28 protein-coding genes, 1 tRNA gene and 1 pseudogene are annotated in these 26,566 nt (G+C 58.7%); 19 read left to right on the top strand and 11 right to left on the bottom strand.

Translation table 11 applies throughout. The features are described 5' to 3' along the window. Window positions 1-2 precede the first annotated feature (2 nt). The 12 genes and pseudogenes from metK to ACEN2R_RS14400 all read left to right on the top strand — a co-directional run bounded on the left by metK (window position 3) and on the right by ACEN2R_RS14400 (window position 10,692). Window positions 3-1,184 carry a methionine adenosyltransferase gene (gene metK / locus ACEN2R_RS14455; protein WP_442043383.1) on the top strand — a complete coding sequence of 394 codons (1,182 nt, stop codon included), beginning with the start codon at window positions 3-5 and terminating at the stop codon, window positions 1,182-1,184. A 77-nt stretch (window positions 1,185-1,261) separates the two neighbouring features. After that, on the top strand, window positions 1,262-1,990 hold the full coding sequence (gene trmB / locus ACEN2R_RS14450) for a tRNA (guanine(46)-N(7))-methyltransferase TrmB (protein WP_442043382.1): 729 nt from the start codon (window positions 1,262-1,264) through the stop codon (window positions 1,988-1,990). 105 nt (window positions 1,991-2,095) lie between these two features. After that, window positions 2,096-3,445, top strand: a complete 1,350-nt coding sequence (gene aroA / locus ACEN2R_RS14445) for a 3-phosphoshikimate 1-carboxyvinyltransferase (RefSeq protein ID WP_442043381.1) — start codon at window positions 2,096-2,098, stop codon at window positions 3,443-3,445. After that, complete coding sequence (locus ACEN2R_RS14440; protein WP_442043380.1) at window positions 3,442-4,062, top strand: (d)CMP kinase; 621 nt, start codon at window positions 3,442-3,444, stop codon at window positions 4,060-4,062. The genes aroA and ACEN2R_RS14440 overlap by 4 nt, the downstream gene beginning before the upstream one ends. Before the next feature lie 200 nt (window positions 4,063-4,262). Continuing rightward, window positions 4,263-5,951: pseudogene (gene rpsA / locus ACEN2R_RS14435) on the top strand (30S ribosomal protein S1); the annotation flags it as partial. 297 nt (window positions 5,952-6,248) lie between these two features. After that, window positions 6,249-6,530, top strand: a complete 282-nt coding sequence (ihfB, locus tag ACEN2R_RS14430) for an integration host factor subunit beta (RefSeq protein ID WP_442043379.1) — start codon at window positions 6,249-6,251, stop codon at window positions 6,528-6,530. Window positions 6,531-6,542: 12 nt separating this feature from the next. Continuing rightward, entirely contained in the window at window positions 6,543-6,902 is a 360-nt protein-coding gene (locus tag ACEN2R_RS14425; RefSeq protein WP_442043378.1) for a LapA family protein, read from the top strand. A gap of 9 nt (window positions 6,903-6,911) precedes the next feature. Further along, window positions 6,912-7,559 carry a phosphoribosylanthranilate isomerase gene (locus ACEN2R_RS14420; RefSeq protein WP_442043377.1) on the top strand — a complete coding sequence of 216 codons (648 nt, stop codon included), beginning with the start codon at window positions 6,912-6,914 and terminating at the stop codon, window positions 7,557-7,559. Between the two features lie 90 nt (window positions 7,560-7,649). After that, window positions 7,650-8,879 carry a tryptophan synthase subunit beta gene (gene trpB, locus ACEN2R_RS14415; RefSeq protein ID WP_442043376.1) on the top strand — a complete coding sequence of 410 codons (1,230 nt, stop codon included), beginning with the start codon at window positions 7,650-7,652 and terminating at the stop codon, window positions 8,877-8,879. A 280-nt stretch (window positions 8,880-9,159) separates the two neighbouring features. Then, window positions 9,160-9,606, top strand: a complete 447-nt coding sequence (locus ACEN2R_RS14410; protein WP_442043375.1) for a hypothetical protein — start codon at window positions 9,160-9,162, stop codon at window positions 9,604-9,606. Between the two features lie 113 nt (window positions 9,607-9,719). Continuing rightward, on the top strand, window positions 9,720-10,133 hold the full coding sequence (locus tag ACEN2R_RS14405) for a hypothetical protein (RefSeq protein WP_442043374.1): 414 nt from the start codon (window positions 9,720-9,722) through the stop codon (window positions 10,131-10,133). Window positions 10,134-10,263: 130 nt separating this feature from the next. Continuing rightward, complete coding sequence (locus tag ACEN2R_RS14400; protein ID WP_442043373.1) at window positions 10,264-10,692, top strand: helix-turn-helix transcriptional regulator; 429 nt, start codon at window positions 10,264-10,266, stop codon at window positions 10,690-10,692. 7 nt (window positions 10,693-10,699) lie between these two features. On the opposite strand, the gene ACEN2R_RS14395 is transcribed toward ACEN2R_RS14400, so the two are convergent. The 3 genes from ACEN2R_RS14395 to ACEN2R_RS14385 form a co-directional block, all read right to left on the bottom strand. After that, a complete protein-coding gene (locus ACEN2R_RS14395) occupies window positions 10,700-11,092 on the bottom strand; it encodes a DUF2237 family protein (RefSeq protein WP_442043372.1) in 393 nt (130 codons plus the stop codon). A 62-nt stretch (window positions 11,093-11,154) separates the two neighbouring features. After that, complete coding sequence (gene pth / locus ACEN2R_RS14390) at window positions 11,155-11,832, bottom strand: aminoacyl-tRNA hydrolase (protein ID WP_442043371.1); 678 nt, start codon at window positions 11,830-11,832, stop codon at window positions 11,155-11,157. A 139-nt stretch (window positions 11,833-11,971) separates the two neighbouring features. Then, window positions 11,972-12,598 carry a 50S ribosomal protein L25/general stress protein Ctc gene (locus ACEN2R_RS14385; protein ID WP_442043370.1) on the bottom strand — a complete coding sequence of 209 codons (627 nt, stop codon included), beginning with the start codon at window positions 12,596-12,598 and terminating at the stop codon, window positions 11,972-11,974. A gap of 145 nt (window positions 12,599-12,743) precedes the next feature. Here ACEN2R_RS14385 and ACEN2R_RS14380 point away from each other — a divergent pair, with 145 nt between their 5' ends. Beyond that, on the top strand, window positions 12,744-13,889 hold the full coding sequence (locus ACEN2R_RS14380; protein WP_442043369.1) for an MFS transporter: 1,146 nt from the start codon (window positions 12,744-12,746) through the stop codon (window positions 13,887-13,889). On the opposite strand, the gene ACEN2R_RS14375 is transcribed toward ACEN2R_RS14380, so the two are convergent. Both ACEN2R_RS14375 and trpA read right to left on the bottom strand, forming a co-directional pair. Then, complete coding sequence (locus tag ACEN2R_RS14375) at window positions 13,886-15,049, bottom strand: alpha-hydroxy acid oxidase (protein ID WP_442043368.1); 1,164 nt, start codon at window positions 15,047-15,049, stop codon at window positions 13,886-13,888. The genes ACEN2R_RS14380 and ACEN2R_RS14375 overlap by 4 nt on opposite strands. A gap of 123 nt (window positions 15,050-15,172) precedes the next feature. Beyond that, entirely contained in the window at window positions 15,173-15,964 is a 792-nt protein-coding gene (gene trpA / locus ACEN2R_RS14370; protein WP_442043367.1) for a tryptophan synthase subunit alpha, read from the bottom strand. Window positions 15,965-16,157: 193 nt separating this feature from the next. On the opposite strand from trpA, the gene ychF reads away from it, so the two are divergent. The 3 genes from ychF (at window position 16,158) to ACEN2R_RS14355 (ending at window position 19,013) form a co-directional block, all read left to right on the top strand. Continuing rightward, the gene (ychF, locus tag ACEN2R_RS14365; protein WP_442043366.1) at window positions 16,158-17,255 is read left to right on the top strand and encodes a redox-regulated ATPase YchF; all 1,098 of its coding nucleotides are present in this window, start codon (window positions 16,158-16,160) and stop codon (window positions 17,253-17,255) included. Between the two features lie 202 nt (window positions 17,256-17,457). After that, a tRNA-Ser gene (locus ACEN2R_RS14360) sits at window positions 17,458-17,547 on the top strand. Between the two features lie 194 nt (window positions 17,548-17,741). Further along, the gene (locus tag ACEN2R_RS14355) at window positions 17,742-19,013 is read left to right on the top strand and encodes an integrase (protein ID WP_442043365.1); all 1,272 of its coding nucleotides are present in this window, start codon (window positions 17,742-17,744) and stop codon (window positions 19,011-19,013) included. Here ACEN2R_RS14355 and ACEN2R_RS14350 read toward each other — a convergent pair. Further along, window positions 18,995-19,180, bottom strand: a complete 186-nt coding sequence (locus ACEN2R_RS14350) for a hypothetical protein (protein WP_442043364.1) — start codon at window positions 19,178-19,180, stop codon at window positions 18,995-18,997. The genes ACEN2R_RS14355 and ACEN2R_RS14350 overlap by 19 nt on opposite strands. A 165-nt stretch (window positions 19,181-19,345) precedes the next feature. On the opposite strand from ACEN2R_RS14350, the gene ACEN2R_RS14345 reads away from it, so the two are divergent. Further along, complete coding sequence (locus ACEN2R_RS14345) at window positions 19,346-19,648, top strand: SH3 domain-containing protein (RefSeq protein WP_442043363.1); 303 nt, start codon at window positions 19,346-19,348, stop codon at window positions 19,646-19,648. Between the two features lie 175 nt (window positions 19,649-19,823). On the opposite strand, the gene ACEN2R_RS14340 is transcribed toward ACEN2R_RS14345, so the two are convergent. The 4 genes from ACEN2R_RS14340 to ACEN2R_RS14325 all read right to left on the bottom strand — a co-directional run bounded on the left by ACEN2R_RS14340 (window position 19,824) and on the right by ACEN2R_RS14325 (window position 24,850). Further along, a complete protein-coding gene (locus ACEN2R_RS14340) occupies window positions 19,824-20,609 on the bottom strand; it encodes a hypothetical protein (RefSeq protein WP_442043362.1) in 786 nt (261 codons plus the stop codon). An 875-nt stretch (window positions 20,610-21,484) separates the two neighbouring features. After that, complete coding sequence (locus tag ACEN2R_RS14335; protein WP_442043361.1) at window positions 21,485-21,889, bottom strand: curli assembly protein CsgF; 405 nt, start codon at window positions 21,887-21,889, stop codon at window positions 21,485-21,487. Beyond that, the gene (locus tag ACEN2R_RS14330; RefSeq protein WP_442043360.1) at window positions 21,886-22,713 is read right to left on the bottom strand and encodes a CsgG/HfaB family protein; all 828 of its coding nucleotides are present in this window, start codon (window positions 22,711-22,713) and stop codon (window positions 21,886-21,888) included. Before ACEN2R_RS14330 ends, ACEN2R_RS14335 begins: the two co-directional genes overlap by 4 nt. A gap of 1 nt (window position 22,714) precedes the next feature. Further along, complete coding sequence (locus tag ACEN2R_RS14325; protein ID WP_442043359.1) at window positions 22,715-24,850, bottom strand: hypothetical protein; 2,136 nt, start codon at window positions 24,848-24,850, stop codon at window positions 22,715-22,717. A gap of 748 nt (window positions 24,851-25,598) precedes the next feature. On the opposite strand from ACEN2R_RS14325, the gene ACEN2R_RS14320 reads away from it, so the two are divergent. Next, a complete protein-coding gene (locus tag ACEN2R_RS14320; protein WP_442043358.1) occupies window positions 25,599-26,003 on the top strand; it encodes a helix-turn-helix domain-containing protein in 405 nt (134 codons plus the stop codon). After that, complete coding sequence (locus ACEN2R_RS14315) at window positions 26,000-26,185, top strand: hypothetical protein (RefSeq protein WP_442043356.1); 186 nt, start codon at window positions 26,000-26,002, stop codon at window positions 26,183-26,185. The genes ACEN2R_RS14320 and ACEN2R_RS14315 overlap by 4 nt, the downstream gene beginning before the upstream one ends. 154 nt (window positions 26,186-26,339) lie before the next feature. Here the strand turns inward: ACEN2R_RS14315 and ACEN2R_RS14310 are convergent. Beyond that, window positions 26,340-26,566 (bottom strand): c-type cytochrome (locus ACEN2R_RS14310; RefSeq protein ID WP_442043354.1); only part of this gene is annotated, 227 nt, incomplete at its 5' end.

Raw genomic sequence — 26,566 nt, 5'->3', positions numbered from 1 at the left:
TCATGTCACGACAGAACTATATTTTCACTTCGGAATCCGTTTCCGAAGGGCACCCCGATAAGTTGTGCGACCGCATTTCCGATGCGGTTCTGGACGCTTTTCTAACCGAAGAGCCAGAAGCGCGGGTTGCCTGCGAGACCTTCGCCACCACCAACCGCGTCGTCATCGGCGGCGAAGTCGGTTTGTCGGACAAGACCAAATTGACGGAGTATCTGGGCAAGGTCGAACAGATCGCCCGCGATTGCATCAAGGACATCGGATACGAGCAGGACGCCTTTCACTGGAACACGGTCGAGGTGTCGAACTATCTGCACCCGCAGTCCGCGCATATCGCGCAGGGCGTGGATGCGGCGTCGGGCAAGGACGAGGGCGCAGGCGATCAGGGCATCATGTTCGGCTATGCCGTGGATGAAACGGCGGAACTGATGCCGGCCCCGATCCTGTATTCCCACGCGATCCTGAAGCGTCTGGCAGAGGTGCGCAAATCCGGTCAGGAACCGACCCTGCGGCCCGATGCGAAGTCGCAACTGTCGCTGCGCTATGAAAACGGCAAGCCTGTCGGCGTGACCTCGATCGTGCTGTCCACGCAGCATGCGCTGGAAAGCCAGACAAGCGCCGATATCCGCGCCATCGTCGAGCCTTATATCCGCGAGGTTCTGCCAGAGGGCTGGATTTCCGAAGACACCGAATGGTGGGTGAACCCTACCGGCACTTTCGTGATCGGCGGGCCGGATGGCGATGCGGGTCTGACGGGCCGCAAGATCATCGTCGACACCTACGGCGGCGCCGCCCCGCATGGTGGCGGCGCGTTCTCGGGTAAAGATCCGACAAAGGTCGACCGCTCTGCCGCCTATGCTGCGCGCTATCTGGCGAAGAATGTGGTGGCATCGGGTATGGCGACGCGCTGCACGATCCAGCTGTCCTATGCGATCGGCGTGGCCAAGCCGCTGTCGATCTATGCCGACACCCATGGCACCGGCGAAGTGCGCGAGGAAGATATCGAACGCGCCGTCGCCCAGGTGATGGACCTGACCCCGCGGGGTATCCGCACGCATCTGGGTCTGAACCGCCCGATCTACAGCCGGACCTCTGCCTATGGCCACTTTGGCCGCGCGCCAGAGGCCGATGGCGGTTTCAGTTGGGAACGCACCGATCTGGCCGAGGCGCTGAAGAAAGCCGTCTAAGGCCCCTCCAGGGGTTGACCCTGCACCCTGACTTGATCCAGAAGCCCCGCAACGATCTTGCGGGGCTTTTGCGTTTCATGTCTGACAAACCAAACCGAAAACAGCATGCCTCTGGTGCGCCATGGCGCAATTTCTATGGTCGCTTGGCGGGCAAGACCCTGCGCGACAGCCAGAAAGAGTTTCTGGCAGAGGATCTGGAAGAGCTGACGCTGGGCGGCGTGACCTGGGAAGAGAACCCCGAGCGCAACCCGCTGGACCTGCGGCACTTGTTCGGTGATCGCGATGTCTGGGTCGAGATCGGATTTGGTGGCGGCGAGCATCTGGTGCATCAGGCCGGGCGCAATCCCGATGTCGGCTTTATCGGGGCGGAACCGTTCATCAACGGGGTCGCCATGCTGCTGGGAAAAGTGCGCGAGGCAGGCGGGGATAACCTGCTGGTGCATCCGGGCGATGTGCGGGATCTGTTCGACGTGCTGCCGGACGCCAGCATAGGCCGCGCGTTTCTGCTCTATCCCGATCCCTGGCCCAAAAAACGCCACCACCGCCGACGCTTTGTAACCAGAGAATATCTGGACCCGTTGGCGCGCGTGCTGAAGCCGGGCGCGATTTTCCGGGTGGCGACAGATATACCGGACTATGTGCGCCAGACGATGCAGGAAATGATCCCGCGCGATGATTTCGAGTGGCTGGCCGAAGGCCCCGAGGATTGGCGCAAGCCTTGGGCAGACTGGTATTCCACCCGATACGAGCAAAAAGCCCTGCGTGAGGACCGTGTGCCGCATTATCTGACGTTCCGGCGGCTGTGATCGCGGGTTTCGAGTATTTTTAGAACAAAGTAGGGCCTGTTTCTGCGATGGACCGGGCGGGGCGCATCCGGTATCACGCGTCTGACCCTGAATCGAGGATTTACCATGTCTGGCCACGGCACCCCTATTCCCATGACGTCCCGCAAATGCGGCCCGCTGACCGGCGTGGCGGATGTGCCGGGGGACAAGTCGATCTCTCATCGGTCGTTGATCCTTGGCGCGATGGCCATGGGCGAAACGCGGATTTCGGGGCTGCTGGAAGGTCAGGATGTTCTGGATACAGCCAAAGCCATGCAGGCCTTCGGGGCCGAGGTGGACCATCTGGGGGCGGGCGAATGGGCCGTGCGCGGGGTCGGTGTCGGTGGATTTGCAGAGCCGGAGAATGTGATTGATTGCGGCAATGCCGGCACCGGCGTGCGGCTGATCATGGGGGCGATGGCGACATCGCCGATCACCGCGACATTTACCGGCGATGCAAGCCTGCGCAAGCGGCCGATGGGCCGGGTGACCGACCCGCTTGCGCTGTTCGGTGCGGTTGCCGTCGGGCGCAAGGGTGGACGCCTGCCGATGACCATCGTCGGCGCGGCGCAGCCTGTTCCTGTGCGCTATGTCGTGCCGGTGCCATCGGCGCAGGTGAAATCGGCGGTTTTGCTGGCAGGGCTGAATGCGCCGGGAAAAACGGTGGTGATCGAGAAAGAGGCAACGCGCGACCACACAGAGCGGATGCTGGCGGGCTTTGGCGCCGAAGTGACGGTAGAGCAAACGGACGAGGGTCGCGTGATTACCCTGACCGGCCAGCCCGAGTTGCAGCCGCAGGTGATCACCGTGCCGCGTGATCCGTCGTCGGCGGCGTTTCCGGTTTGCGCCGCGATCATTGTCGAGGGGTCGGATGTGCTGATCCCGAATATCGGCCTGAACCCGACCCGCGCGGGCCTGTTCACCACGCTGCGCGAGATGGGGGCCGACCTGACCTACGAGAACGAGCGCATCGAGGGGGGCGAGCCTATGGCCGACCTTCGGGCGCGGTTTTCGGCTGGGTTGCACGGGGTAGAGGTGCCGCCGGAGCGGGCGGCATCGATGATCGACGAATTCCCGATCCTGTCGGTTGTTGCCAGCTTTGCCTCGGGCAAAACCGTGATGCTGGGCGTCAAGGAATTGCGTGTGAAGGAATGTGACCGGATCGACGCGATGGTCAAAGGCCTGCGCGCCAATGGCGTCACCGTGGACGAGACCGAGGACACAATGACCGTGCATGGCATGGGGCGCGATGTGCCCGGCGGCGGTGTGGCGGCGACCTTCCTAGATCACCGGATCGCGATGTCTTTCATGTGTCTGGGAATGGCGTCGGTCGCGCCGGTCTCGGTTGATGACGCGGGGCCGATCGTGACCTCATTCCCGATCTTCGAGCCGCTGATGACGCGGCTTGGTGCCAGGCTGGAGCGCGTGGGCGCGTGAGGTTCACCGTTGCGATAGACGGGCCGGCGGCGGCGGGCAAAGGCACGATTTCCAAGGCTGTCGCGGCCCATTTCGGGTTTGCCCATCTGGACACGGGCCTGCTGTATCGCGCCACCGGGCGGCGGGTTCTGGAGGGCGAGGCCCCTTTGGATGCGGCCCGGACGCTGACGGCGGAGGATTTGCAGCGTGATGACCTGCGGACAGCTGCGGTGGCACAGGCCGCCAGCAAGGTGGCCGCGATACCAGAGGTACGGGCGGCTTTGGTCGATTTCCAGCACGCGTTTGCGGCCCGGATGGGCGGCGCGGTGCTGGACGGGCGCGACATCGGAACGGTGATTTGCCCCGATGCCGACGTAAAGCTTTATGTGACCGCCAATGATGCGGTGCGGGCAGAGCGGCGCTTTCTGGAACTGTCCGGCAATGGCGCCGATGTGACGCGTGAGGGTGTGCTGGCCGATCTGCGTGAACGCGACGCGCGCGACAGCGAGCGGGCGACAGCCCCGTTGAAGCCCGCAGAGGATGCCGTGGTTCTGGATACCTCGGGGATGGGCATCGCAGCGGCGGTGGCGGCCGCGATCGCAGAGGTCGAGCGGGTGCGGGGACCAGACCCCGAATGACTCTCCACTCTTGATCCTTTGCAGGAATTGCCCTATACGCGCGACTGTTGAAGTGGCGGTGACAGCCACGAACCAGAGCATCAGAGCAGGGTCGGTTTCCACCGGCCCTTCTGTTTGTTTTTCTGGCGTCGCTTTGACCAACCGAATCCCAAGACCGGCGGAGACAACCGCATGGCCAGAAAAATAACGAACGAAAAGGAAATCAAGACCACATGGCACTAGCATCTATGGACGAATTTGAAGCTCTTCTTAAGGAAAGCTTTGAGATTGACACACCCGAAGAGGGTTCTGTTGTCAAAGGCCGCGTCATCGCGATTGAAGCGGGTCAGGCCATCATCGACGTCGGCTACAAAATGGAAGGCCGCGTTGATCTGAAAGAATTCGCTAATCCAGGCGAAGAAGCGGAACTCAAAGTGGGCGACGAGGTCGAGGTGTTCCTTGACCGTGTCGAGAACTCCCGCGGCGAAGCCTCTATCAGCCGCGACAAAGCGCGCCGTGAAGAGGCCTGGGACCGTCTGGAAAAAGCTTACGAGCAAGAGATCCGCGTCGACGGCGCAATCTTTGGTCGTGTCAAAGGCGGCTTTACCGTTGATCTGGGCGGCGCTGTTGCGTTCCTTCCCGGCTCTCAGGTCGATGTGCGGCCCGTGCGCGACGCGGGCCCGCTTATGGGTCTGAAGCAGCCGTTCCAGATTCTGAAAATGGACCGTCGTCGTGGCAACATCGTTGTTTCGCGTCGTGCGATCCTTGAAGAATCGCGTGCCGAGCAGCGTGCAGAAGTCATCGGCAATCTGACCGAAGGTCAGACCGTTGATGGCGTCGTCAAGAACATCACCGAGTACGGCGCATTCGTCGATCTGGGCGGCGTTGACGGCCTGCTGCACGTCACCGACATGGCATGGCGTCGCGTGAACCACCCCTCCGAGATCCTGACGATCGGCGAGACGATCAAGGTTCAGGTGATCAAGATCAACAAAGAGACGCACCGCATCAGCCTTGGCATGAAGCAGTTGCAGTCCGATCCATGGGATGCCGTTGAGGCGAAATTCCCGCTGGAATCGGTGCACAAAGGCCGTGTCACGAACATCACCGACTACGGCGCATTCGTCGAGTTGGAGCCCGGTGTCGAAGGTCTGGTTCACGTTTCCGAAATGTCCTGGACCAAAAAGAACGTGCATCCCGGCAAGATCGTTTCGACAAGCCAGGAAGTCGAAGTCATGGTTCTGGAAATCGATCCGTCCAAGCGTCGCGTTTCCCTTGGTCTCAAGCAGACCATGCGCAACCCATGGGAAGTGTTTGCAGAAACACACCCCGTCGGCACCGAAGTCGAAGGCGAAGTCAAGAACATCACCGAATTCGGTCTGTTCATTGGTCTCGATTCCGACATCGACGGCATGGTTCACCTGTCGGATCTGACATGGGAAGGCCGTGGCGAGGACGTGATCGGCGATTACCACAAGGGCAACATGGTTCGCGCCGTGGTAACCGAAGTGGACGTCGAGAAAGAGCGTATCAGCCTGTCCGTCAAAGCACTGGGCGACGATCCGTTCGCGGGTGCCACTGATGGCGTCAAGCGCGGTTCCATCGTCACCGTCACCGTGACGGCGATCGAAGAGGGCGGCGTCGAGGTCGAGTATGAGGGCATGAAATCCTTCATTCGTCGTTCCGATCTGTCCCGTGACCGTGCCGAGCAGCGCCCGGAGCGTTTCGGCGTAGGCGACAAGGTCGACGCGCGCGTGACCAACGTCGATGCGAAAACCCGCCGTCTTGGTCTGTCGATCAAGGCACGCGAGATCGCAGAAGAGAAGGAAGCCGTCGAGCAGTATGGCTCGTCCGATTCCGGTGCGTCCTTGGGTGATATCCTTGGCGCGGCTCTGAAGGGCGACAAGTAATCGCAACCTGCGATAGCTGAAATCAGACGGCCCCGTTTAGCGACGGGGCCGTTTTTTCATGCCCGAATCAATGTTTTTCACGACATTCCTTGCTGCGGTTGCTTGCGGCATTTTCTGCGGCTGCAAATGTTGTCCGGTGGGCGCAAGCCGTATTATCGCCTCAGATCAGCGCTTTAGCGTGCAATTTTTGGCTTAGACGCGCGTGATATTGTTTCTCGTCTCCAAGTTCTCGCCTATAGTCCTATGATAAACATGAGGTCGTCAGTCGACCAAAAGATGACATGGGAGAAGCTCTGGATGATCCGTTCCGAATTGATTCAGAAGATCGCAGATGAAAATCCGCATCTTTACCAGCGCGATGTCGAGCGTATCGTGAACACTATCTTTGAACAGATTATTGACGCCATGGCGAATAGTGACCGTGTCGAGTTGCGCGGCTTCGGGGCCTTTTCGGTCAAGCAGCGTGATGCACGCACAGGCCGCAACCCCCGAACCGGAGAGTCGGTCGAGGTAGAGCAAAAGCATGTGCCGTTCTTTAAAACGGGCAAGTTGTTGCGCGACCGCCTTAACGGCAAATAAGTAGGACTTTAGATGCGCTATTTCCGCTACGTTTTTCTGCTCGCCTTGGCGATTTGTCTGATCACTGTGGCGCTTGCAAACCGGGTTCCGGTGACGGTCGGCCTGTTGCCGAAGGAAATGGCCGATGTTGTCGGCGGTGATTTCACGTTGCAGGTTCCGTTGTTTCTGGTGATCTTTGCGGGCATCGCGGCCGGTCTGCTGATCGGTTTCTTCTGGGAATATGCACGCGAGTACAAGCACCGGTCGGCGGCGACGCAGGGCAAGGCGCAGGTCGCCAGGCTGGAACGTGAAGTGACGCGTCTGCGCGACAAGAAGGCCGAGGGCAAAGATGAGGTGCTCGCGCTGCTTGAGGATGGCGCAAGGGCGCGGTAAACGCTCTTTATGACATCTGTAATCAAAGTTAAGATTTGTGGATTGAGCACCGCTGCGGCGGTGACTGCCGCCGCAAGTTCCGGTGCCGCCTATGTCGGCTTTGTGTTCTTCGCAAAATCGCCCCGCAATGTCAGTATCCAGCAGGCGCGGGCGCTTGCGGTCGACACGCCTGCGGGGCTGGCCAAGGTCGCGCTGACTGTGGATGCCAGCGACGCGGAGCTGGACATGATCGTGAACAACGTTCCGCTGGATATGTTGCAACTGCACGGCCACGAGTCGCCAGAGCGCGTGTCGCAGGTGCGCGCCCGTTTCGGCCTGCCGGTGATGAAGGCGGTGGGCGTGGCGGATGAAGGTGATCTGGCGCAGCTTGACGAATACATGCGCGTTGCGGACCAGATTCTGGTTGATGCAAAACCGCCGCGCGGGGCCGATTTGCCGGGCGGAAACGGGCTTGCCTTTGACTGGCGGTTGATTGCCGGGCGGCGCTGGCCCACGCCATGGATGCTGGCCGGCGGGCTGACCGCAGCCAATGTGGCAGAGGCGATCCGCCTGACCGGCGCGCGACAGATCGACGTGTCGTCGGGGGTGGAAACAGCGCCCGGCGTCAAAGATGCGGCGATGATCGCCGACTTCATCCGCGCGGCGCAGCCCGGATGATGATGGTGCGCGTGCATTCTATGAAAGGCGTGGCTTTACGCCTTCGCATATTGGCCTTAAACGCGATCTGACCTGATAGGGAGCGACGTTATGAACGATCTATTCAACAGCTTTATGACCGGCCCCGACGAGAATGGCCGCTTTGGCGATTTCGGCGGGCGGTTCGTTTCCGAAACGCTGATGCCGCTGATCCTGGAGCTGGAAGAGCAGTATGAATTTGCCAAGACCGACCCGACATTCTGGGCGGAAATGGAAGACCTCTGGAAGCATTACGTCGGACGCCCCAGCCCGTTGTATTACGCCGACCGCCTGACCAAGCATCTTGGCGGCGCCAAGATCTACCTGAAGCGGGACGAGTTGAACCACACCGGCGCACATAAGATCAACAATGTTCTGGGCCAGATCATTCTGGCCCGCCGCATGGGGAAAACGCGGATCATTGCGGAAACCGGTGCGGGCCAGCACGGCGTTGCGACGGCCACTGTCTGTGCCAAGTTCGGGTTGAAATGCATCGTCTACATGGGCGCGCATGATGTCGAGCGTCAGGCACCCAACGTGTTCCGGATGAAGCTGTTGGGGGCCGAAGTCATTCCTGTGACCAGCGGTCGGGGCACCCTGAAAGACGCGATGAACGACGCGCTTCGCGATTGGGTGACCAATGTGCGCGACACGTTCTATTGCATCGGCACGGTCGCGGGGCCGCACCCCTATCCCGCCATGGTCCGCGATTTCCAGTCGATCATCGGGAAAGAAGTCCGCTGGCAGCTGGAAGAGCAAGAGGGCGAGGGCCGTTTGCCGGACACGCTGATCGCAGCGATCGGCGGTGGATCGAACGCCATGGGGCTTTTCTTTCCGTTCCTTGACGACAAATCCGTGAACATCATCGGTGTCGAGGCCGGCGGTAAGGGCGTGAACGCCAAGATGGAGCATTGCGCGTCGCTGACAGGCGGGCGCCCCGGCGTGCTGCACGGCAATCGCACCTATCTGTTGCAGGATGACGACGGGCAGATCCTTGAAGGGTTCTCGATCAGCGCCGGTCTGGACTATCCGGGCATCGGGCCGGAACACGCATGGCTGCACGACATCGGCCGCGCGCAATACGTCAGCATCACCGACGTCGAGGCGCTGGAGGCGTTCCAGTTGTCGTGCCGGTTGGAGGGGATCATTCCCGCACTGGAACCCAGCCACGCGCTTGCCCATGTGACCAAAATCGCGCCGTCTCTGCCTGCCGACCATATTATCGTGATGAATATGTGTGGTCGCGGCGACAAGGATATCTTTACTGTTGCCAAGGCGCTTGGCACTGAAATGACGGGCTGATCCGTAAACTCTGGTTTACGATGTTGCGAAAACAGACAAGGCCGGACCAGTGCATCGCTGGGCCGGCCTTTTTCATGCGCCTTGCCCAGCGTGTGCCGGCCCTAAACTGAGGTTTAGGCGCCTGCAACCGGGGTTTATGGGGCTGCCTATAAACCTCAGAGCAATAGATCGTGTCGAAAACTGTGGTCATCCTGTCCCTACGTTCGGTTGATTTTACCGGGCGACCACCACTCACGAGTCACCACTCACGGACGACACATCTTTAAAAAGGACCATGACAATGAAAACGCTTGTTACCCTCACCGCATCCCTCATGCTTGTCGGCGCGCTGGCAAATGCGGCAGTGACCGACGATGTTATCGCCGATCTTCAGTCCCAGGGTTTTACGAACAACATCGAACTTCGGGTAAAAGGATCGCAGATCAAGGCGACCGCATCGAACGGCACGGATACCATTAATGCGGTCTATGGCGCCGATGGGCAGTTGATCAGTTCTGACACAGGTCCGTCGGGCAATGGCGGAACCATGCCGAGCGGGGCCCGTCGTTCGGATGAAGACGACGATGATGACCGCAATGGTTCGGATGATCATGACGGCGATGATGACGATCACGGCGATGATCACGATGGCGGCGACGATGATGGCGGCGATGATCACGATGGCGGCGACGATGATGGCGGCGACGATCACGGTGGTGGCGACGATGATGGCGGCGACGACGACTAATTCCCGAACAACGGCGAGGGTTCGCCAAGGCGAGCCCACCCACCCTTGCTTTGGCGCTTCGCTTCTTGATAATAGCGGCAAGCGCCTTTGCGTGCATCCATAGCAGGACCATTATGAACCGGAGACATTTCCTTGGCCTGGTCGCGGCAGCGTCGTTGTGCGCCGGCACCGCGGAGGCTGCCAGCCTACAGGAGAATTTCGGTGCACAACTGCGGGCACAGGGATTCAGGAACTTGCAATTCTCGCGCACATGGTTGGGCAGAGCCAGGATCACGGCACAAAGCAAAACCCACAACCGCGAGATCATCTATAATCCCCGCACCGGCGAAATCCTGCGCGACTTTTCATCAAAAATTGGCGCGGCATCAACCATCGTTTCGGATAGACTGTTCGATCCAGATGGCGGCAGAAGCGATAATGGCAGCAACGATCAAAGTGACGCTGGCAGCAGTAGCGACAGTGACAGTGACAGCGATAATGACAGCGATAGCGAAAGTAACGATGGCGATGGCGATGACGATGATTGATGGCCTTGTCGCATCCCGCGTCCGCGCGTTCGAACAATAGTCCGAGGGTACATTGAGAGATCGATACCTAGTCCTTGCCGTTTTTTTTGTGCAGGCCGTCTGTGCGGTTTTCTTTGTGTCCGATATTGTGATGTCCATCTTTGATGTGCGGGCGGCGCCCATCAGCTGGCAGTCAAAAGAGCTGTTGGAGATAGGTGCCGCGCTTGGTCTGATCCTGGGCGTGTGTCTTGGGGCCGTTGCGCTGCGCCGCACGCTAAGAAAGACGCGGCAGGTCGAGGCAAAGCTGCGTGCCGCATCCGGCGCGTTTATGGATATGCTGGAAGAAAACTTTGCCGACTGGGGGCTGACCCCCGCCGAGCGCGATGTGGCGCTGTTTGCGATAAAGGGCCTGTCGACGTCAGAGATTGCTGTGATGCGATCCACCAGCGAGGGCACGATCAAGGCGCAGACCAATGCGATCTATAGAAAGGCCGGCGTTTCTGGACGGCCCCAACTGTTAAGCCTGTTCATTGACGATCTTATGGATCACAGGCGGCCTGTGCAGGAACCGGCGGCCTGAACATCAGTCACCCGGTGGCGTAACGCTTCAGGATCTCCAGCGGCACAATCGCCAACGCGCCTTGGTGCGTCGCGGCAAGCTGGACGTGTGGTGCCACGCCTTCGTCATGGGCCTGCATGAACCGCGCGGCGCAAAGGCACCATCGATCGCCCGCTTTCAGGCCCGGAAACCGGTACTGCGGCATCGGCGTTGACAGGTCGTTGCCAAGATATTTGGAATAGGCCAGAAACTCATCCGTCATCACCACGCAAACCGTATGGCTGCCATGATCCATCGGGCCTGTATCACAGCATCCGTTGCGGAAAAAACCGGTGACCGGATCAATCGAGCAGGGCTGAAGGACTGTGCCAAGGACGTTAACAGAGGGGCTTTTCTGGGCGATGATCGGGGTTTCGGACATCGGGCATCCTTTCAGGTGACGCCACTTATCCTACCGCCAATCGCAGGTATCACAATCGCCGATTACTTGAACCTGTCCATTAGGCGCTGCATCGTGCTGCGGTCGTCTTCCGCTGGCGCCTGCTTTTGCGGCGCGGGTTCAGGCGTGGGGCGCAGGGGTTTGGCAGGCTTCGGCGGGGCCATCCGCAGGGCCACGGCATTGGTGAATTTGGCGATGTCCCCCTTGGCCAGCGCGGGCGCGCCGTCGCTGATGCCGCGCAGGATGTCGTCCAGCCAGTCCTGATCGGCCTTGGCGAAATCGTTCAACACATAGGCTGCCACCTTGTCCTTGTGGCCCGGATGCCCGATGCCCAACCGGACGCGGGCGTAAGTGTCACCGACATGGGCATGGATCGAGCGAAGCCCGTTGTGGCCCGCATGGCCGCCGCCCTGTTTCGCCTTCAATTTGCCGGGGGCAAGGTCAAGCTCGTCGTGGAACACGATCAGATCGGCGGGGCTCAGTTTGTAGAATCGCATCGCCTCGCCGACGGATTGACCGCTGAGGTTCATAAAGGTTTCGGGTTTGAGCAGGATCACTTTCTCTCCGCCCAGATTGCCCTCGGACAACTGGCCCTGGAACTTTGACTTCCAGGGAGAGAATCCGTGGTCTTCAGCGATCCGGTCCACCGCCATGAATCCAATATTGTGGCGGTTGCGGGCGTATTTCGCGCCCGGATTTCCAAGGCCGACGATCAGGCGCATGTTTCGTGCTCCGTTCCAGGGTCAAAGGCAGGGTAACGGGGCAGGGCGCGGGCCGCAATGCGGTGGCCAGACAAAAAAACGCGGGGCATGCATGCGAACATGCCGACCCCGCGTTTCAATGGCGTAAAGCAGACGAGGATTACTCCTCGGTTGCGTCTTCTTCGGCTTCGTCTTCGTCAACGCCAGCCGAACGCAGACCCGATGGGGCCTGGATCGTTGCGATAACGAAATCGCGGTCGATGGTCGCCTTGGCGCCAGCAGGCAGCGTCACGCTGGAAATCGTGATGTTGTCGCCGATATTCAGGCCAGTCAGGTCAACAATGATGCTTTCCGGAATATCGCCTGCGGTTACGGACAGTTCCACCTCTGGACGGACTGCGTTCAGAACGCCGCCCTTTTTCAGACCGGGTGCCTTATCCTCGTTGATGAAGTCAACGTGGATGAACAGGCTGACCTTCGAGGTGCGCTTGAGGCGCATCAGGTCCAAGTGTGTCGGCAGGTCTTTGACCGTGTGACGCTGGACATTGCGGCAGATAACGCGCACGTCGTCGTGGCCTTCAACCTTCAGGTTGAACAGCGTGGACATGAAACGTCCCTGCCGCAGGCGCTTGTACAATGCGTTGAATGGGACGTCGATCGAAACGGGGTCGGAACCGCCACCGTATACGATACCTGGTACGTTGCCTTCACGGCGAGATTTACGAGCGGCCCCCTTGCCTGTCCCCGTACGTACCATAGCGTGTAGATCAGGGATCTCACCAGCCATGTTAGTTCTCCTAGGTTATGCGGGTCTCCTCCAAGGGTGTAGTGCCCGCGTGAAGTCGCGCGTATAGGGCAGAATCCATATCAAGGGAAGAGGCGATTTCCCCGATATTCCTTGTCTGTCCAAAGGGGGCGTGGCAAGCAGCGACATGTCCATAAAAAGCGCCTTTGTTCTATCACGTGCCCCGATTGCCGCCTTTGCGGTCGTCGGGATCTATTGGGGTGCCTTTGCCGCCCTTGTGCCGCAGATAAAGGCGGGCCTTGGCGCCGGGGATGCCGCCTTTGGCGCGGCGCTTTTATGCTCTGCTGTCGGGCTGGTTACGGCGATGTGGCTGGCGCCCCTGATCGACGAACGCCTTGGGCGCTTTGCGATGCCTGCTGCGGCACTGGTGTTGGGGTTGGCCTTTCTGGTGCCGGGGCAGGTGGCCGGATTGGTTGCGTTTTCACTGGCGATGCTAGGTGTCGGGATGGGGTCCGGTCTGACGGATGTTGTGATGAATGCCCGCGTCAGCCGGATAGAGGCGCGATCGGGCCGGTCATTGATGAACCTGAACCACGCGATGTTTTCCTTTGCCTATGCGGGGGCGGCCCTTGCCACGGGCCTGATGCGCGAGGCAGGGTTCCCGGCGTCAACGGTGTTTGCGCTGTTGTTGCCGGTCACACTGTTGCTTTGCGTCGCGATGCAGGGAAAAGAAGACGCGGACCTGCCCCAGACGGCAGCGACTGATGCCCCCTTTCCCGTGCGCGTGGTGCTTTGGGGCGGGTTGATCACGCTGGTTGCGTTCATGTCCGAAAACGCGACAGAGGGCTGGTCGGCGCTGCATGTTGAACGGACCTTGGGCGGTGGTGCAGCCGAGGGTGCGTTGGGACCGGCGATGCTGGGGCTGACAATGGGGATCGGCCGGTTTTCCGGTCAGATCGTGGCAGAGCGTCTGGCCGAGGCGCGGGTGATCCTGTGGGCCTCGCTGGTGTCAGCCTGCGGCGCGGTCATCGCCGCGTTGGCGGCGGTGCCGATGGTGGCCTATGTGGGCTTCGGGGTGCTGGGGCTGGGTGTGTCGGTCATTGCGCCGATGGCGTTGGCACTGGTCGGGCGGCGCGTTCCGGCACATGCCCGCACAAAGGCAATTTCCCGGACGGCCGTCATCGGCTTTCTGGGGTTCTTTATCGGCCCGCCAGTCATGGGCTTCATCTCCGAAGGCTACGGTCTGCGCGCAGCCTTCGGGTTTGTTGCTGCTCTTATGGCGGTTGTGCCGGTTCTGGTCATCGCCCTGCGTTGGCAGGAAAAAAAGGTTTAGGACCAGTCGCCACTGAACCCTTTCGGCACCAGCAGAACATCACGGTTCAGGTCTTTGACGTCGCGCTTGCCGCACAGGGCCATCGTGACATCCAGTTCCTTGTGGATCACCTCTAGCGCCTTGGTCACACCGGCCTCGCCCATCGCGCCCAGCCCGTAGACAAATGCGCGACCGATGTAGGTGCCCTTGGCCCCCATCGCCAATGCCTTCAGCACGTCCTGACCGCTGCGGATGCCGCTGTCCAGATGCACCTCGATCTTGTCGCCGACGGCCTCGATGATCTGTTCCAGCATGCGGATCGACGACAACGCGCCGTCCAGCTGTCGCCCGCCGTGGTTCGACACGATGATCGCATCGGCGCCCACATTGGCGGCCATTCTGGCATCCTCGACATCCAGAATGCCCTTCAGGATCACCTTGCCGTCCCACATCTTGCGCAGCTCCGCTATGCGCGCCCAATCCAGCGAGTGATCGAATGCCTCTGCCGTCCAGGACGACAGCGATGACGGGTCAGAGACGCCCTTGGCGTGACCCACGATATTGCCGAAAAAGCGGCGTTTCGTGCCCAGCATCCCAAGACCCCAGTGCACTTTGGTCATCATGTCCGCGATGGACCCGACGGTTAGTTTGGGCGGGGCGGACAGGCCGTTTTTCAGGTCCTTGTGGCGCTGCCCCAGAATTTGCAGGTCAACCGTAATGACAAGGGCCGAACAATTGGCCGCCTTTGCGCGGTCGATCAGGCGGCGCATGAAATCGTCGTCCTTCAGGGTGTAGACCTGAAACCAGAAGGGCTTATCGGTATTCTCGGCCACGTCCTCGATTGAACAGATCGACATGGTGGACAGGGTGAAGGGCACACCGAATTTGGCCGCCGCCCGTGCCGCCTTGATCTCGCCGTCGGCGCATTGCATGCCGGTCAGCCCGACAGGCGCAAGGGCCACGGGCATTGCCACGTCCTGCCCGATCATCTGCGATTTCGTGGTGCGGTTGGTCATGTCCACCGCGATCCGCTGGCGCAGGCGGATCTGGTCGAAATCCGAAGAGTTCTCGCGGAAGGTCTGCTCTGTCCAACTGCCGCTTTCGGCATAGTCATAGAACATCTTGGGGGCGCGGCGTTTGTAGATGCGGCGCAGGTCCTCGATTGTGGTTATGACGGGCATGGGCAGTCCTTTCGGCGCTATTGGTTATTTCCGTTTACCAATAGCGCGAAAGACTGGCAATCATTTACGCGCCTCAGGCGCAGCCATTAAGCGCGCCTCAGGCTTGATCCCTTTAAACGCGCCTCAGGCGCGATGCGCACCATCGGCCAGACCTTTGACAAAGGCCAGAACCTCTGCCACCGGCTTTTTCTGCTCGATCAGGCTGACGATGGCAGATCCGACAACCGTGCCGTCGGCAATGGCCGCAATCGACTGCGCGGCCTCGGGGGTGCGCACGCCAAAGCCCACGATGACGGGCAGGGCTGTCTGCGACTTGATGCGCGCCACTTCGGGGGCGACATCACTGGCCTGCGGGGCTGCGGCGCCGGTGATCCCGGTGATCGAGACATAATAGACAAAGCCCGATGTGTTTTGCAGCACCTTGGGCAGGCGTTTGTCATCGGTCGTGGGCGTCGCCAGCCGGATAAAGTTAAGGCCCGCCTTTTGCGCGGGGATGCAGAGTTCGTCGTCTTCCTCGGGGGGCAGATCCACGACGATCAACCCGTCGATGCCGGCAGCCTTGGCATCCACCAGAAATCTCTCGACGCCGCGGGAATAGATCGGGTTGTAGTAGCCCATCATCACGATCGGGGTGGTGTCGTCTGTCTTGCGGAACTCTGCCGCCATATCCAGCGTCTTTTGCAGGGTTTGGCCTGCCTCCAGCGCGCGCTGACCGGCCAGCTGGATCGTCGGGCCATCGGCCATCGGATCGGTAAAGGGCAAACCCATCTCGATGATGTCCACGCCCGCGCCCGGCAAGCCCTTGATGATCTCAAGCGAGGTCGCATAATTGGGGTCACCCGCCATCACATAGGCAACAAAGGCCTTCTTGCCTTCGGATTTCAGGGCGGCGAATTTTGCGTCGATGCGGGTCATTGCGGTTCCTCTGCTGGCGTCCAAGCGGTTTGCTTGAAACACGAGGGAAAATCAATGGCCGTCAAGCACGGGCGCTGCCGCAATCATCCACGTAAGGTTGGGCTGCCACAGATTGCCCGCCCGGCACAGCCTTCGTCTTGCTAACGGCGGCCGTGCGGCCTAAAAGCGCTCGACACTCGGCAGGAGACGGAAAATGGGCTTTAAAATGGGGATCGTGGGGATGCCGAACGTTGGCAAATCCACTCTTTTCAACGCGCTGACAAAGACAGCCGCAGCGCAGGCGGCGAACTTTCCGTTCTGCACGATCGAACCCAACGTGGGCGAGGTTGCCGTGCCCGACGCGCGTCTGGACAAACTTGCCGAAATCGCCGGTTCCAAGCAGATCATCCCGACCCGCATGACCTTTGTCGATATTGCTGGCCTTGTGAAAGGCGCCAGCAAGGGCGAGGGACTGGGGAACCAGTTTCTGGCCAACATCCGCGAGTGCGATGCGATTGCCCATGTGCTGCGCTGTTTCGAGGACGGCGATGTGACCCATGTCGAAGGGCGCATTGATCCGGTCGAAGACGCAAGCACCATCGAGACCGAACTGATGCTGTCCGATATGGAGTCGATCGAGCGTCGATTGCAGAACCTTTCGCGCAAGGTGCGCAGCGGCGACAAAGAGGCGGCCCAGCAGGAGCGCCTGTTGAAGGCGGCGTTGGGCGCGCTTGAGGCAGGCAAACCCGCGCGCACGGTCCAGATTGATGCTGATGACGTCAAGGCATGGAAAATGCTGCAGCTTTTGACGACAAAGCCCGTGCTTTATGTGTGTAACGTCGAAGAATCCGCAGCCGCCACCGGCAATGCGCTTAGCGCGAAGGTCGCCGCGATGGCTGCGGCAGAGGGCAATGCCCATGTCGTGATCTCTGCCCAGATCGAGGAAGAGATCAGCCAGCTCGAGGCCGACGAGGCAGAGATGTTCCTGTCGGAAATGGGCCTGGAAGAGGCCGGTCTGGACCGGCTGATCCGCGCAGGTTATGCGCTGCTGCACCTCGAGACCTATTTCACGGTCGGCCCGAAAGAGGCCCGCGCCTGGACGATCCGGCACGGCACGGCAGCCCCTCAGGCCGCTGGTGTGATCCATGGCGATTTCGAGCGCGGTTTTATCCGGTCCGAAACCATCGCCTTTGACGATTTTGTCACTCTGGGCGGCGAGCAGGGCGCAAAAGACGCAGGCAAGATGCGGATCGAGGGGAAGACCTACATCGTCAAAGACGGCGACGTGCTGCACTTCCTGTTCAACACCTGACCAGCCGCGCGGTGGCGCATTACGCCGCCTGCGGACCGCATGTTTCCCCCGCGCCACTGCGCACGGGGGAAAAGAAATGCCGCGCGAACACTGCGCTTTGCTGCCACGGGCCGGGGTAAGATCGCAGATATTTCTGCACCTTATCGCATTTCGTGAATTTCCGCTCTTGTCCCCGCCCCAAGTGCTGGATAAACCCGTCGGCGGAGATGTGGCCGAGTGGTCGAAGGCACGCCCCTGCTAAGGGCGCAGGCCCGAAAGGGTCTCGAGGGTTCGAATCCCTTCGTCTCCGCCACTACCCCTGCATCAAGAATCATCTAATACATTAATAATAAACAATATTCCCACTTCATGCGGAGTGAGATCCTTGGTGCTTTCCTTTTTTGTTTTACATTTTGCTATACAAATTGCATTACATGCCGCTTGTGTGGATACGAGAATACGTGCAAGTCTTGGCGTTAGAGAAGCGATTGCGCGAAGCGAGAAAGTTTGATGATAAAGCCACGGGGCAAAACCCTTTACCTTTATAAGCGTGTTCCGAAACGCTATGAGGCTGTGGAAGACCGAAAATTTGTATGGGTCAGCATGAAGACGGACTCCCCGGCGCTTGCCGAAAGCAAGGGACACGCGGTTTGGGAGCAGATGATCGAGGGCTGGGAAGCCAAGCTTGCAGGCGATACGAGTGATGCGGAAACTCGCTTTGAGGCGGCACGCAATTTGGCGAAAATCCGCGGCTTTCGGTATCTGGATGCTGCGGCCGTTGCGAAGCTCCCTCTAGAGGAGTTGCTGCAACGCACTGATGCGGTTCCGATGAACAATGGCAGCATCGACCTGAAAGAAGCCAAAGCGCTTCTCGGAGGGGCTGCTCGGCCTGTGATTACGGTTTCGCGGGCGCTTGATCTGTTCTGGACGCTGACTGGCGACAAGACGCTCGGAAAATCTCCGGACCAGGTGCGCCGTTGGACGAACCCGTTCGTCAAGGCAGTCAATAATTTCGTTAATGTTATCGGCGACAAACCAATCGGTGAGATCAGCGGTGACGACATGCTTGATTTCAGACAATGGTGGTTGGAGCGCCTGGAGGTCGAAGGCCTCACGCCCAACTCGGCCAACAAAGATCTGATCCACCTCGGAACTGTTCTGAAAACCGTCAACAACTTGAAGCGCCTCGGCCTGATGCTTCCGTTGTCCGGACTTTCGGTTAAGGAAGCTGAAGCGAAGCAGAGACCACCGTTTTCGACGAATTGGATCAGGGACAAGCTTCTGGCGCCCCGCGCGCTTGATGGTCTCAATTCCGAGGCCCGCTGTATCCTGCTCGGAATGATTAATACCGGTTATCGACCGAGTGAAGGGGCCGCGCTGCGAGCTGCGCAAATCCGGCTGGACACAAACGTGCCCCATATTTCAATCGAACCAATTGGGCGCCAACTCAAGAGCGCGAATGCTCGACGGGTAATTCCGTTGGTTGGGGTTAGTCTCGAGGCGTTTGTCGCCTTTCCTGACGGCTTCTCTAGATATGCAACCAATTCCGCAGGACTGTCGGCAACGGTGAACAAATTCCTTCGCGAGAACGGATTGATGGAGACGCCAGCGCATACCCTTTATTCGTTACGCCACAGTTTTGAGGACCGGATGCTGGAGGCCAAGATTGATGAGCGGATCAGATGCGATGTGTTTGGCCACAGCCTTCAGCGAGAGCGGTATGGCAAGGGGGCGTCCCTGCAGCATCTGCATGAGGTGTTTCAAGCCCTGGCGTTGTGAAGGGCCGCGATTGAGCGCGCACGGCTCAAGTCGTCATCCATCGTTTTTGTTGCTGCTATTTCTGCCTCGAGCCTGATGAAAACAGGCATGTAGAGCTCATCTTCAAGCACCAGCTTGGCGACCTTGGCAATGGCAATTCGCAGTCGTTCCGGATCAGATTTCGCCATTGGTGTGCCGCCTTGTTCTGTTGACACAGTTCCTTATAGCAAGAATTTCGAGGGATGCGTGTTTTTGACGCAAATTAATTTAAAAATCTGTCAGAAGCCGGAAAACCTGATTGTGCTATGCCGATTTTAAGGTGGTATAGCCGACGTAGAAAACAGGAGAAAGCAATGCGCAGAGACATCTTTGTCGCGCTGGCGGTCGTTGTGCTGGGAGCCGTATTGGGTGCTGAACCTGCAACGGCGGCCTCGCTCGGACGCTACGAGGTCTTTGGCGTCGAGGGCGATGACATGCTGAAAATGCGCGCGGGGCCTGGAATCGGCTATATTGTGATCGTAGGTCTTCCAAACGGAACGGTGTTGCGCGTCCAGAGCTGCGAGCAGACCGGTGGCACCCGCTGGTGCAGCGTTTCGTTAGATCGGGCGCGTGGGCTTAAGGGGTATGTCTCCTGGGCATACCTTCGGAAAATGTAAAGCAGCGACCATGAAAAACGCAAGTTTGACTAGGCTTGATTGAGACGTCGATGGACAGGGCCTCTTCTGTCCGACTCTGTGCCGCAGGGTAGGCAAGGCGGCCCTTTGCTGCCGTTCATCATCCATTCGTAATGCTGCGCGTGCAGCCCGCAAAGCGGACATTCGTCGGGAGCTTTTAGGAAACTCCTTTCATAAAAGCCTCACCAACTTTATCCACTTCAATTTCAATCAAGCCCTCGTCGTGTAGAATCTTTGTTGCGACTACGAGGAGGGATTTTTCCTCGTCAAGAAGATTTCCAATTCCAAGTGCGCCGTGAACATCGTCTGTGATTAAAGTCATCTGGCAAATATAAGACACATGCAGAGCATACAGGTTCCGCGCAAGTTCACGATGAAATAGTGGGACTACAGACGGCCCTTTTCGGTCGCCTATCTCCGTCGCGATTATGTCGTGCATGAGGTGGGATTGAGAAACATGCGCTGCCCCGCTCAGTTCACCATAGACCTTTCCCATGTTTTTTAGCCGCCCGACGGTTGCATGTGGCGTCTTGCCGTCTTTTCGTTTCGAGATCCCAAGTTCCTGCACCGCTGAGATCAACTCATGCTCCTGTCTCAGAAGGGTAGCAGCCTGGGTGTAGAGTCCCTCAACAATCGCTATTTCACAAAGATTTATGCCGTGTATAAAGTGTGTTATCAGATCAAGCTGTTGCGCCGGATCACCGGTCACCTCATCAAATTGTTTTCCACAACAACGTGAGATAAAGTTTAGAAATGCACTGCAAGCCGACGCGTGCGCTTGGGTCAGAACAATATCATTTTCTTTGAATTTTTCCCGATTCTTAGCGCATTGCTCCGCGTGTTTCCCCATAAGAATTGATACTGGCGCCAGCGTCTTCTCACCCCAATTCTCCATTGAGGAAATAATGTCATCCCCGTAGCCAAGGTCTTCTTTCGCGCCCACTGCTCAAACTCCAACTGCAAGAAAGGTTATTTCCACTAAAACTTATTTTTTTCGCTGATTGCTAACAACGGTTCTGAACTTCAGGACATAGCGTATCGATCTTAAAGTTGCCTTTGGATCTTTACTCCGTGCGCGTGTATCTGAAAACCCGTTCATTTGGACCAACGAAGCAAAGCGGTGAGCATCTGCACACTGCTATTGCACCTAACCAAATTGGCAAGAAGGCCGGTCGTGCCTACCAAGGGTGCCAATCTGGGTTCTATTAGGAATATCTGCTTGCAGCAGGTGATAAGGTTGCTCTTGCGGCCGCAGCGAAGGTCTCTTTTCCGCCCAACATGCAGATCACACTTGGTCCAGACAAAGCCGAAGGGAACGGCAAGAAAGGGCGGACTCCGGACATTCGCCGTAGCTGCGAATCGGATATGCATCGGGGTAGAAAGCCGACATTTAACCCATGACGAACGCGGGCATTACGCTGCGTTGTCGCAGGTCGGCTGCACGCCGTCCTTGCAAATTTGCCGGGACGCAGTGAACGGCGCGCTACTGCGATCAGCCACAAACGTTCCAAAACGGGTTGGGTTTTGCTCGGGGGTTCTGACCGTGCTAACGTGACGAAGACGCTGAAGTGGCCAACGAGGGACAGAAACGACCGATATCGGCCCAGATAGGATCAGACTACATCCTGCCACCAAAGTAGCTCGGCCAACGCCGCTTGGCTCGCATTTCGTTTTACTGTCGCGAACCGCGAAAGATGGTGTAGCCTGACCCAGATTCCGTCGGGAAAGGCGACCTTCGATGCGGTATTGGCACCCAAGCTAACAGGGTCGGATCATCACTTCATCACGCCTCTGGATGAGCTATTATGAATCTGCATTCTACTCGGCATCGAAGGCATAAGAGGGCAGTTCGATCGTAAGGATCTGCAGGCCGTCGTCGATCAGCAGGCGGATCATGTCGTTCTCGCGGACATAATCGAGCGTGAAATCCTCAAAGACATAAGACCCCTCGGCTGACCCAGAGGGATCGGACAGATCTGACAACAGCGCGGTGGCAAGGCTCGACAGTGTGCGCCGCTGCAACTGCTCGATGAAATAATCGGCTTGGGTCTTAATATCCTTTACCACCGGGTTGCTGGGACGGAACTTATCGGCACGCGACATCAGCATCGCACCGTTCATGGGATTGCCACCAAAAGACGGATTTACAAAGGAAAATTCCAGCTGTCCGGCGCCAGCGGCAACCGGCAGCAGGGCGATCAGGACGGCGGCGCAGACCCTCATGACCGGATCTCGCGCATTTGCCCGGTCAGATCGACCAGCGCCAGATAGAAGGCCGCGAACAGCTCGTCTGTGACAGCATCATTGACAGCGCGGCCGCCCTCGATCTCGATCAGCAGATCCGTTACCGGATAGCCCATGGCCGAAAGCTTGCGCAGCGTGGCGCCGACGGTCGTCTGCTTGTGGGCGCTGGCCACCACACGGCCCGACTGCACATCGGTCATGTAAAGCACGACGCTGATCCGGTCGGTGCGGCGACGTTCGGTCACGCCGACGCCGTTGACCATCAGTCCATAGCCGTCATCGGTGATATTGGGATCATAGCCCACAACCGCGCCCGACAGCAGGTAATCGACCGGGCGCAATTCGTTGATCGCGATCAACCCCTCGACCATGGGAGCCATCAGTGTGCCCAGCACGGTGTCGGCGGGGGGCAGGCCCGCGCTTTCCTTGCGTTTCAGGTTAAACTGTTCGGCGATCCGCCGTTCGGTCAACAACTCGGCCAGGTTCTGCCGGTCCATCTGGTCATAGGCTTGGTCAAACGGCGCCTGCCCCAGCAGATGCTTGAGAATTTCGACAGCCCCCTGGCTGACCGCGCGCGACGGATCGGCATAATTCTGGCTGCCCGAGGGGCGGGTGCTGCCGGTCTTGTCCTCGATTGCGATGACCGCGACCACCAGCGGCGGCGCGATCGGCGCAAAGGCCAGTGCCGGTGGCACCGGCACGACCGCATCGGGGGGCACAGCACAACCTGCAAGCCCCACAAGGCAGAGTGCGGCCAGCAGCGGGCGCAGGCGCTGCGCCCGGCCGTATCCTTGTCTTTGCATGTCAGGCACCAGAGCGTGTGATCGTGACAACGCCATTTTCGGACGTGAACACCGCCGACCCCGACCCCACCGCCGTAACCGCATGGGTATAGGCGTTCAGCGCCGGGTCATAGGATACGTCGAATTTGTGGTCGCTGCCGACAAGGTTCACATCGAACGAGGCCAGCCCATGGGTCACCGACACCGCGTTGCGATCCCCCAGCAGCATGACTGTGCCGACATAATCGGCAGGATCATAGGTGCCCTCATGCGCCGACCCAACCGTCAGAACGTTTTGCGAGCCTGCGATCACCGTCTGATAGGCGAACATCTCGCTGATCCCGGCAAAATCGTTGAACGTGATCCAATTGCTGTCGCCGGCGATCTCGTTGTGAAACTCGCGCGGGGCCAGGCCATAGGCATTCAGCACGTTGTCATTGCCCAGGATCCATGTCGCCGAATTTTTCAGGACAGAATCCCTGATGTCGACGATGTTATTGTCGCCCACGGCACGGAAACCATAATCAGCGGCCCGGACCCGGTCGAAACGCATCTGGTTCGCGAACCCTTCGACGTCGACAGAAAGCCCCACCGACTGATCCATGCCGACGCTGTTCAAATTGCCACGCACCCTCGCATCAAGCGCCAGGTTGCCGCCAAAGCTATCGAAATTATGAAACGACAAGTTGTTTCCAGACCCGAGAATGTCAACAGTCTCCCGCAGCACCCCGCTTCCATCGTCTGAACCCGGATCGAAGCCGAATTCCGTCATATCATAGGTGTTTCCATCCCCGGCGATAACAACCTTGCTGCGGCCACTTTCCATTCCGTCAACGAACTGCCTGACATGGTTGTCATTGCCAGCAATGGTCATGACCCGGCTGGGTTCAGACCAATAGTAGTCAAACCTGCCCCTGCCGATCCGCAGATCAATGTCGTTCCTGTCGCCGCGCAGATCGAAAAGCGCGTTCTGTTCAGTATCGATATTAAGGGTAATCAGGTTGGAACTGCCGCGCTGCACCACGCCGACGTTTGTGAAAAGCCGCTGCGCGATGTCCAGGGTGTTATCGTCGCCTTCCAGGTCGAGGCTGGTGGCGTTGTCTCTCCCCATGTGGCTGATCGAGGCATCGTTGCCGATCCCCGAAAGCTTGACATCCATCCTGTTATCAAAGCCGAAGATGAAGTCTACGTCGAAGGCTTGGAGCAGATCAAGCCTGTTGTCTGCCCCGTTCAGGATGACAGCGACGCTGGAAGACATGCCGCCTTGCCCGATGTTGACAATGTTGTTCCGGCTTTCGGCGCCCGTCAGGTCAAGCGAGGTTTCGAGTGCGGCCCCTGTCTGGGCGATGACGGCAGCATTGGCTATCCCGGACAGCGAAACATCGATCCTGTTATCCATGCTTGCCGGCCCGTCCTGGACCAGATCAAGCGTGTTTTGTGACCCGTTCAGGCTGGCATCAACGGTTTGGCGCAGGCCGTTCTGCAAGATGTTGACAATGTTATTGGTGCTTTCCGCGCCTTGGATCATCAGCGTGACCGCACTGCTGCCCGAGGCCAGAATCTGGGTATTCTGGGCAATCTTGGCGGTGTTGCCATCGCCCATGATGCTGGTCAGAATCTTGGCATAATCCTCGAATTTCACTTCCAGAATGTTGTTCATGCCCAGAATTTCGATGTCGAGCAAATCCGCCGCGATCGCGGCCCGCTGCGACAAGATATCGACTGTGTTCGCATCCCCTGCGACATCCAGCGTCAGGCTGGCCAGCCGGTCGGCAACGCCGCCCAGTTCGAATAGCCCGACAGTGTTTGCGCCGCCGTTCACGGTGATCGCGAGCAGCGAATTACCCGTTTGCGCGAAAAGAAAAGTGTTCTGGTCGCCAGTAATGTCGAATGTGGCCGCATTGCCATTGCCCGACTGGGCAACACCCTCATAGGCCAGAATGGTTGTCTGCGTGCCATCCAGCGTGACATCGGCGGTATTGGCCGCGACGCCGGGCTCACTTACGGCCTCGGAATCTGCGCTTTGCGTGATCACGATGCAATCCACGGCATCCACGGCGCATTGTGCGGGGTCAACGACAGGCTCAGCCTGGACGCTGCTAGCCAGCACTAAGGCCAACATGGACCCGGAGGTCAGGAAAAAAGAATTAGGGGACATGCGCGGCGCTCCATTTATACTTTTAAATTGTAGGCGTCCTGCGCGGCCCATAGTCAATCTATAATCTTGTTATATTTAGTGTTTATATAATATCTTATGAGATACACAGATCGCTAGTTGTAACCCGATGGCGCTATAGTCTCGGCCTATCTACCTGGTTTGCTGGTTTGCATGGACCATGTTGGCGGACCGAACGCAGTAGGCCCGGGGAGTTGGAGTCGTGGACAAAAACGACGGTTTTTGTCCTGAGCTGAAAGCGGCCTTGGGATTAAGACCCGGAAAGTCCGGACTGCGGTCCTTCATCCTGCGAAAATGCTGCGAGACGCACGAATGGCAGCAATACGGAAGCTGCGCCGAAGTGCGGAGACTGTCCGCGAACGGCAGGTCAGGGCCGGTCGCGCCGTGAAAGGAGACCGTAATTTGCAACTTTGCAAATGGCGCTATCTGCACGTTGCTGACCTTGGTGCTTGGAGCAGCATGGGGGCATTGAACCTGAGCCGTGAATGGCCGCTTTCATGTCTTTTGCAGGATGCCCTTGCACGTGCAGCGAACTCACACTTTCCGCCCAGTTCATCAAAGTCGGCGACACTGCGCCAAAGCGCTGTCAGCTCTTCTCCGTGTGAAATCAACCGCAACCTATGCCGACACATCTTCCCATGCTGCTCCCGCAGGTCCCCAGCAGCGCAGCGCTATAATTGAAGCAAGCAGCAACGACACGCTGCATTCTCAATTGAAAGCGAACAAACCGATGTCTAAGAGCCGCCCACATGCCGATACGCGACTGGTAAAATTCCTTGAAAAACGCATTCTCGAACTGCGCCCTCGCAAATCGCAGATCGAAATTGCGACGGATGCAGGGTTCATCAATCCGAACATGCTGGCCATGCTGAAGAACGGCTCTAGCAAGCTGCCGCTTGACCGTGTGGCAGGATTGGCGAAAGCGTTGGAGTGTGACGCAGCCTATCTCTTCAAGCTCGCCCTTGAGCAGCTGGGAGGCGATACCACGGCGCAGTCTGTGGAGGAAATATTCGGCACGGTTGTCACGCGGAACGAGGTCGCGTGGCTGTTGGAGCTGAGAGATGCCTCCAATCATTCTGACCCTAGCCTGACGAGTAAAGGGCGGACAGCGCTACGCGGGGTGTTCGGGAAATGACTGGCAATCACACAGAAAAAGCGGTTGGATTTCGGCTGCCATCAGAGGTGCCGTTTACTGAGAACGAGCGGGCATGGATCGACCTGATCCGGCTTGCCTCGAACAACAGTGATCCCAGACCTGCGTTGTCGCTCGTTCAGGGGCTGCGACGTATCTTTGATGATTCAAGCCGAGCGGCGTGAACGACTCTTCTCAACCTTTGCCGTCTAGACGTGTGGTGGCTCGACATCCCCCGGCGCGACGGCTCCCACCTCCACTTAGTTCTGATCAGCGATTGACGCCGTCCCCGTAGCGAAAACCTTGGGGACGGCTGGCCTCAACTTGTTCCGTCGCGATTCAGAAAGTTGGCAGTTCAACTGTGATCTTGATGGCTGAAAACCATGCGGCGAGATCGGCAATCTCGGCTGCGGTGAGCGGCTTGGCCATCATGGTCATACGCCGATCCTCCCGGTTTCCCTTTTGGAAATCCTCGATGGATTTTCGCAGGTAAAGTTCTGGCTGGCCGGCAAGGCTTGGGACCTCGGGGTCTTTGCTGATCCCGTCCCTGCCATGACAAACCGAAC

Origin of the sequence: Pseudogemmobacter sp. W21_MBD1_M6 (genome assembly GCF_052119585.1) — a bacterium.
Lineage (GTDB): Bacteria > Pseudomonadota > Alphaproteobacteria > Rhodobacterales > Rhodobacteraceae > JBGQOJ01.
This window is presented reverse-complemented; position numbering and strand designations above follow the sequence as displayed.

Bases quoted from the DNA above. Each gene is read 5' to 3' on its own strand.
- ACEN2R_RS14320 (WP_442043358.1), top strand. From the start codon at position 25,599: ATGTCTAAGAGCCGCCCACATGCCGATACGCGACTGGTAAAATTCCTT.
- trmB (WP_442043382.1), top strand. From the start codon at position 1,262: ATGTCTGACAAACCAAACCGAAAACAGCATGCCTCTGGTGCGCCATGG.
- ACEN2R_RS14405 (WP_442043374.1), top strand. From the start codon at position 9,720: ATGAACCGGAGACATTTCCTTGGCCTGGTCGCGGCAGCGTCGTTGTGC.
- trpA (WP_442043367.1), bottom strand. From the start codon at position 15,964: ATGACCCGCATCGACGCAAAATTCGCCGCCCTGAAATCCGAAGGCAAG.
- pth (WP_442043371.1), bottom strand. From the start codon at position 11,832: ATGCGCCTGATCGTCGGCCTTGGAAATCCGGGCGCGAAATACGCCCGC.
- ACEN2R_RS14385 (WP_442043370.1), bottom strand. From the start codon at position 12,598: ATGGCTGGTGAGATCCCTGATCTACACGCTATGGTACGTACGGGGACA.
- ACEN2R_RS14380 (WP_442043369.1), top strand. From the start codon at position 12,744: ATGTCCATAAAAAGCGCCTTTGTTCTATCACGTGCCCCGATTGCCGCC.
- ACEN2R_RS14315 (WP_442043356.1), top strand. From the start codon at position 26,000: ATGACTGGCAATCACACAGAAAAAGCGGTTGGATTTCGGCTGCCATCA.
- ACEN2R_RS14395 (WP_442043372.1), bottom strand. From the start codon at position 11,092: ATGTCCGAAACCCCGATCATCGCCCAGAAAAGCCCCTCTGTTAACGTC.
- ACEN2R_RS14350 (WP_442043364.1), bottom strand. From the start codon at position 19,180: ATGGCGAAATCTGATCCGGAACGACTGCGAATTGCCATTGCCAAGGTC.
- ACEN2R_RS14425 (WP_442043378.1), top strand. From the start codon at position 6,543: ATGCGCTATTTCCGCTACGTTTTTCTGCTCGCCTTGGCGATTTGTCTG.
- aroA (WP_442043381.1), top strand. From the start codon at position 2,096: ATGTCTGGCCACGGCACCCCTATTCCCATGACGTCCCGCAAATGCGGC.
- ACEN2R_RS14345 (WP_442043363.1), top strand. From the start codon at position 19,346: ATGCGCAGAGACATCTTTGTCGCGCTGGCGGTCGTTGTGCTGGGAGCC.
- ychF (WP_442043366.1), top strand. From the start codon at position 16,158: ATGGGCTTTAAAATGGGGATCGTGGGGATGCCGAACGTTGGCAAATCC.
- ACEN2R_RS14400 (WP_442043373.1), top strand. From the start codon at position 10,264: ATGTCCATCTTTGATGTGCGGGCGGCGCCCATCAGCTGGCAGTCAAAA.
- ACEN2R_RS14410 (WP_442043375.1), top strand. From the start codon at position 9,160: ATGAAAACGCTTGTTACCCTCACCGCATCCCTCATGCTTGTCGGCGCG.
- ACEN2R_RS14375 (WP_442043368.1), bottom strand. From the start codon at position 15,049: ATGCCCGTCATAACCACAATCGAGGACCTGCGCCGCATCTACAAACGC.
- trpB (WP_442043376.1), top strand. From the start codon at position 7,650: ATGAACGATCTATTCAACAGCTTTATGACCGGCCCCGACGAGAATGGC.
- ACEN2R_RS14325 (WP_442043359.1), bottom strand. From the start codon at position 24,850: ATGTCCCCTAATTCTTTTTTCCTGACCTCCGGGTCCATGTTGGCCTTA.
- ACEN2R_RS14335 (WP_442043361.1), bottom strand. From the start codon at position 21,889: ATGAGGGTCTGCGCCGCCGTCCTGATCGCCCTGCTGCCGGTTGCCGCT.
- ACEN2R_RS14330 (WP_442043360.1), bottom strand. From the start codon at position 22,713: ATGCAAAGACAAGGATACGGCCGGGCGCAGCGCCTGCGCCCGCTGCTG.
- metK (WP_442043383.1), top strand. From the start codon at position 3: ATGTCACGACAGAACTATATTTTCACTTCGGAATCCGTTTCCGAAGGG.
- ACEN2R_RS14420 (WP_442043377.1), top strand. From the start codon at position 6,912: ATGACATCTGTAATCAAAGTTAAGATTTGTGGATTGAGCACCGCTGCG.
- ihfB (WP_442043379.1), top strand. From the start codon at position 6,249: ATGATCCGTTCCGAATTGATTCAGAAGATCGCAGATGAAAATCCGCAT.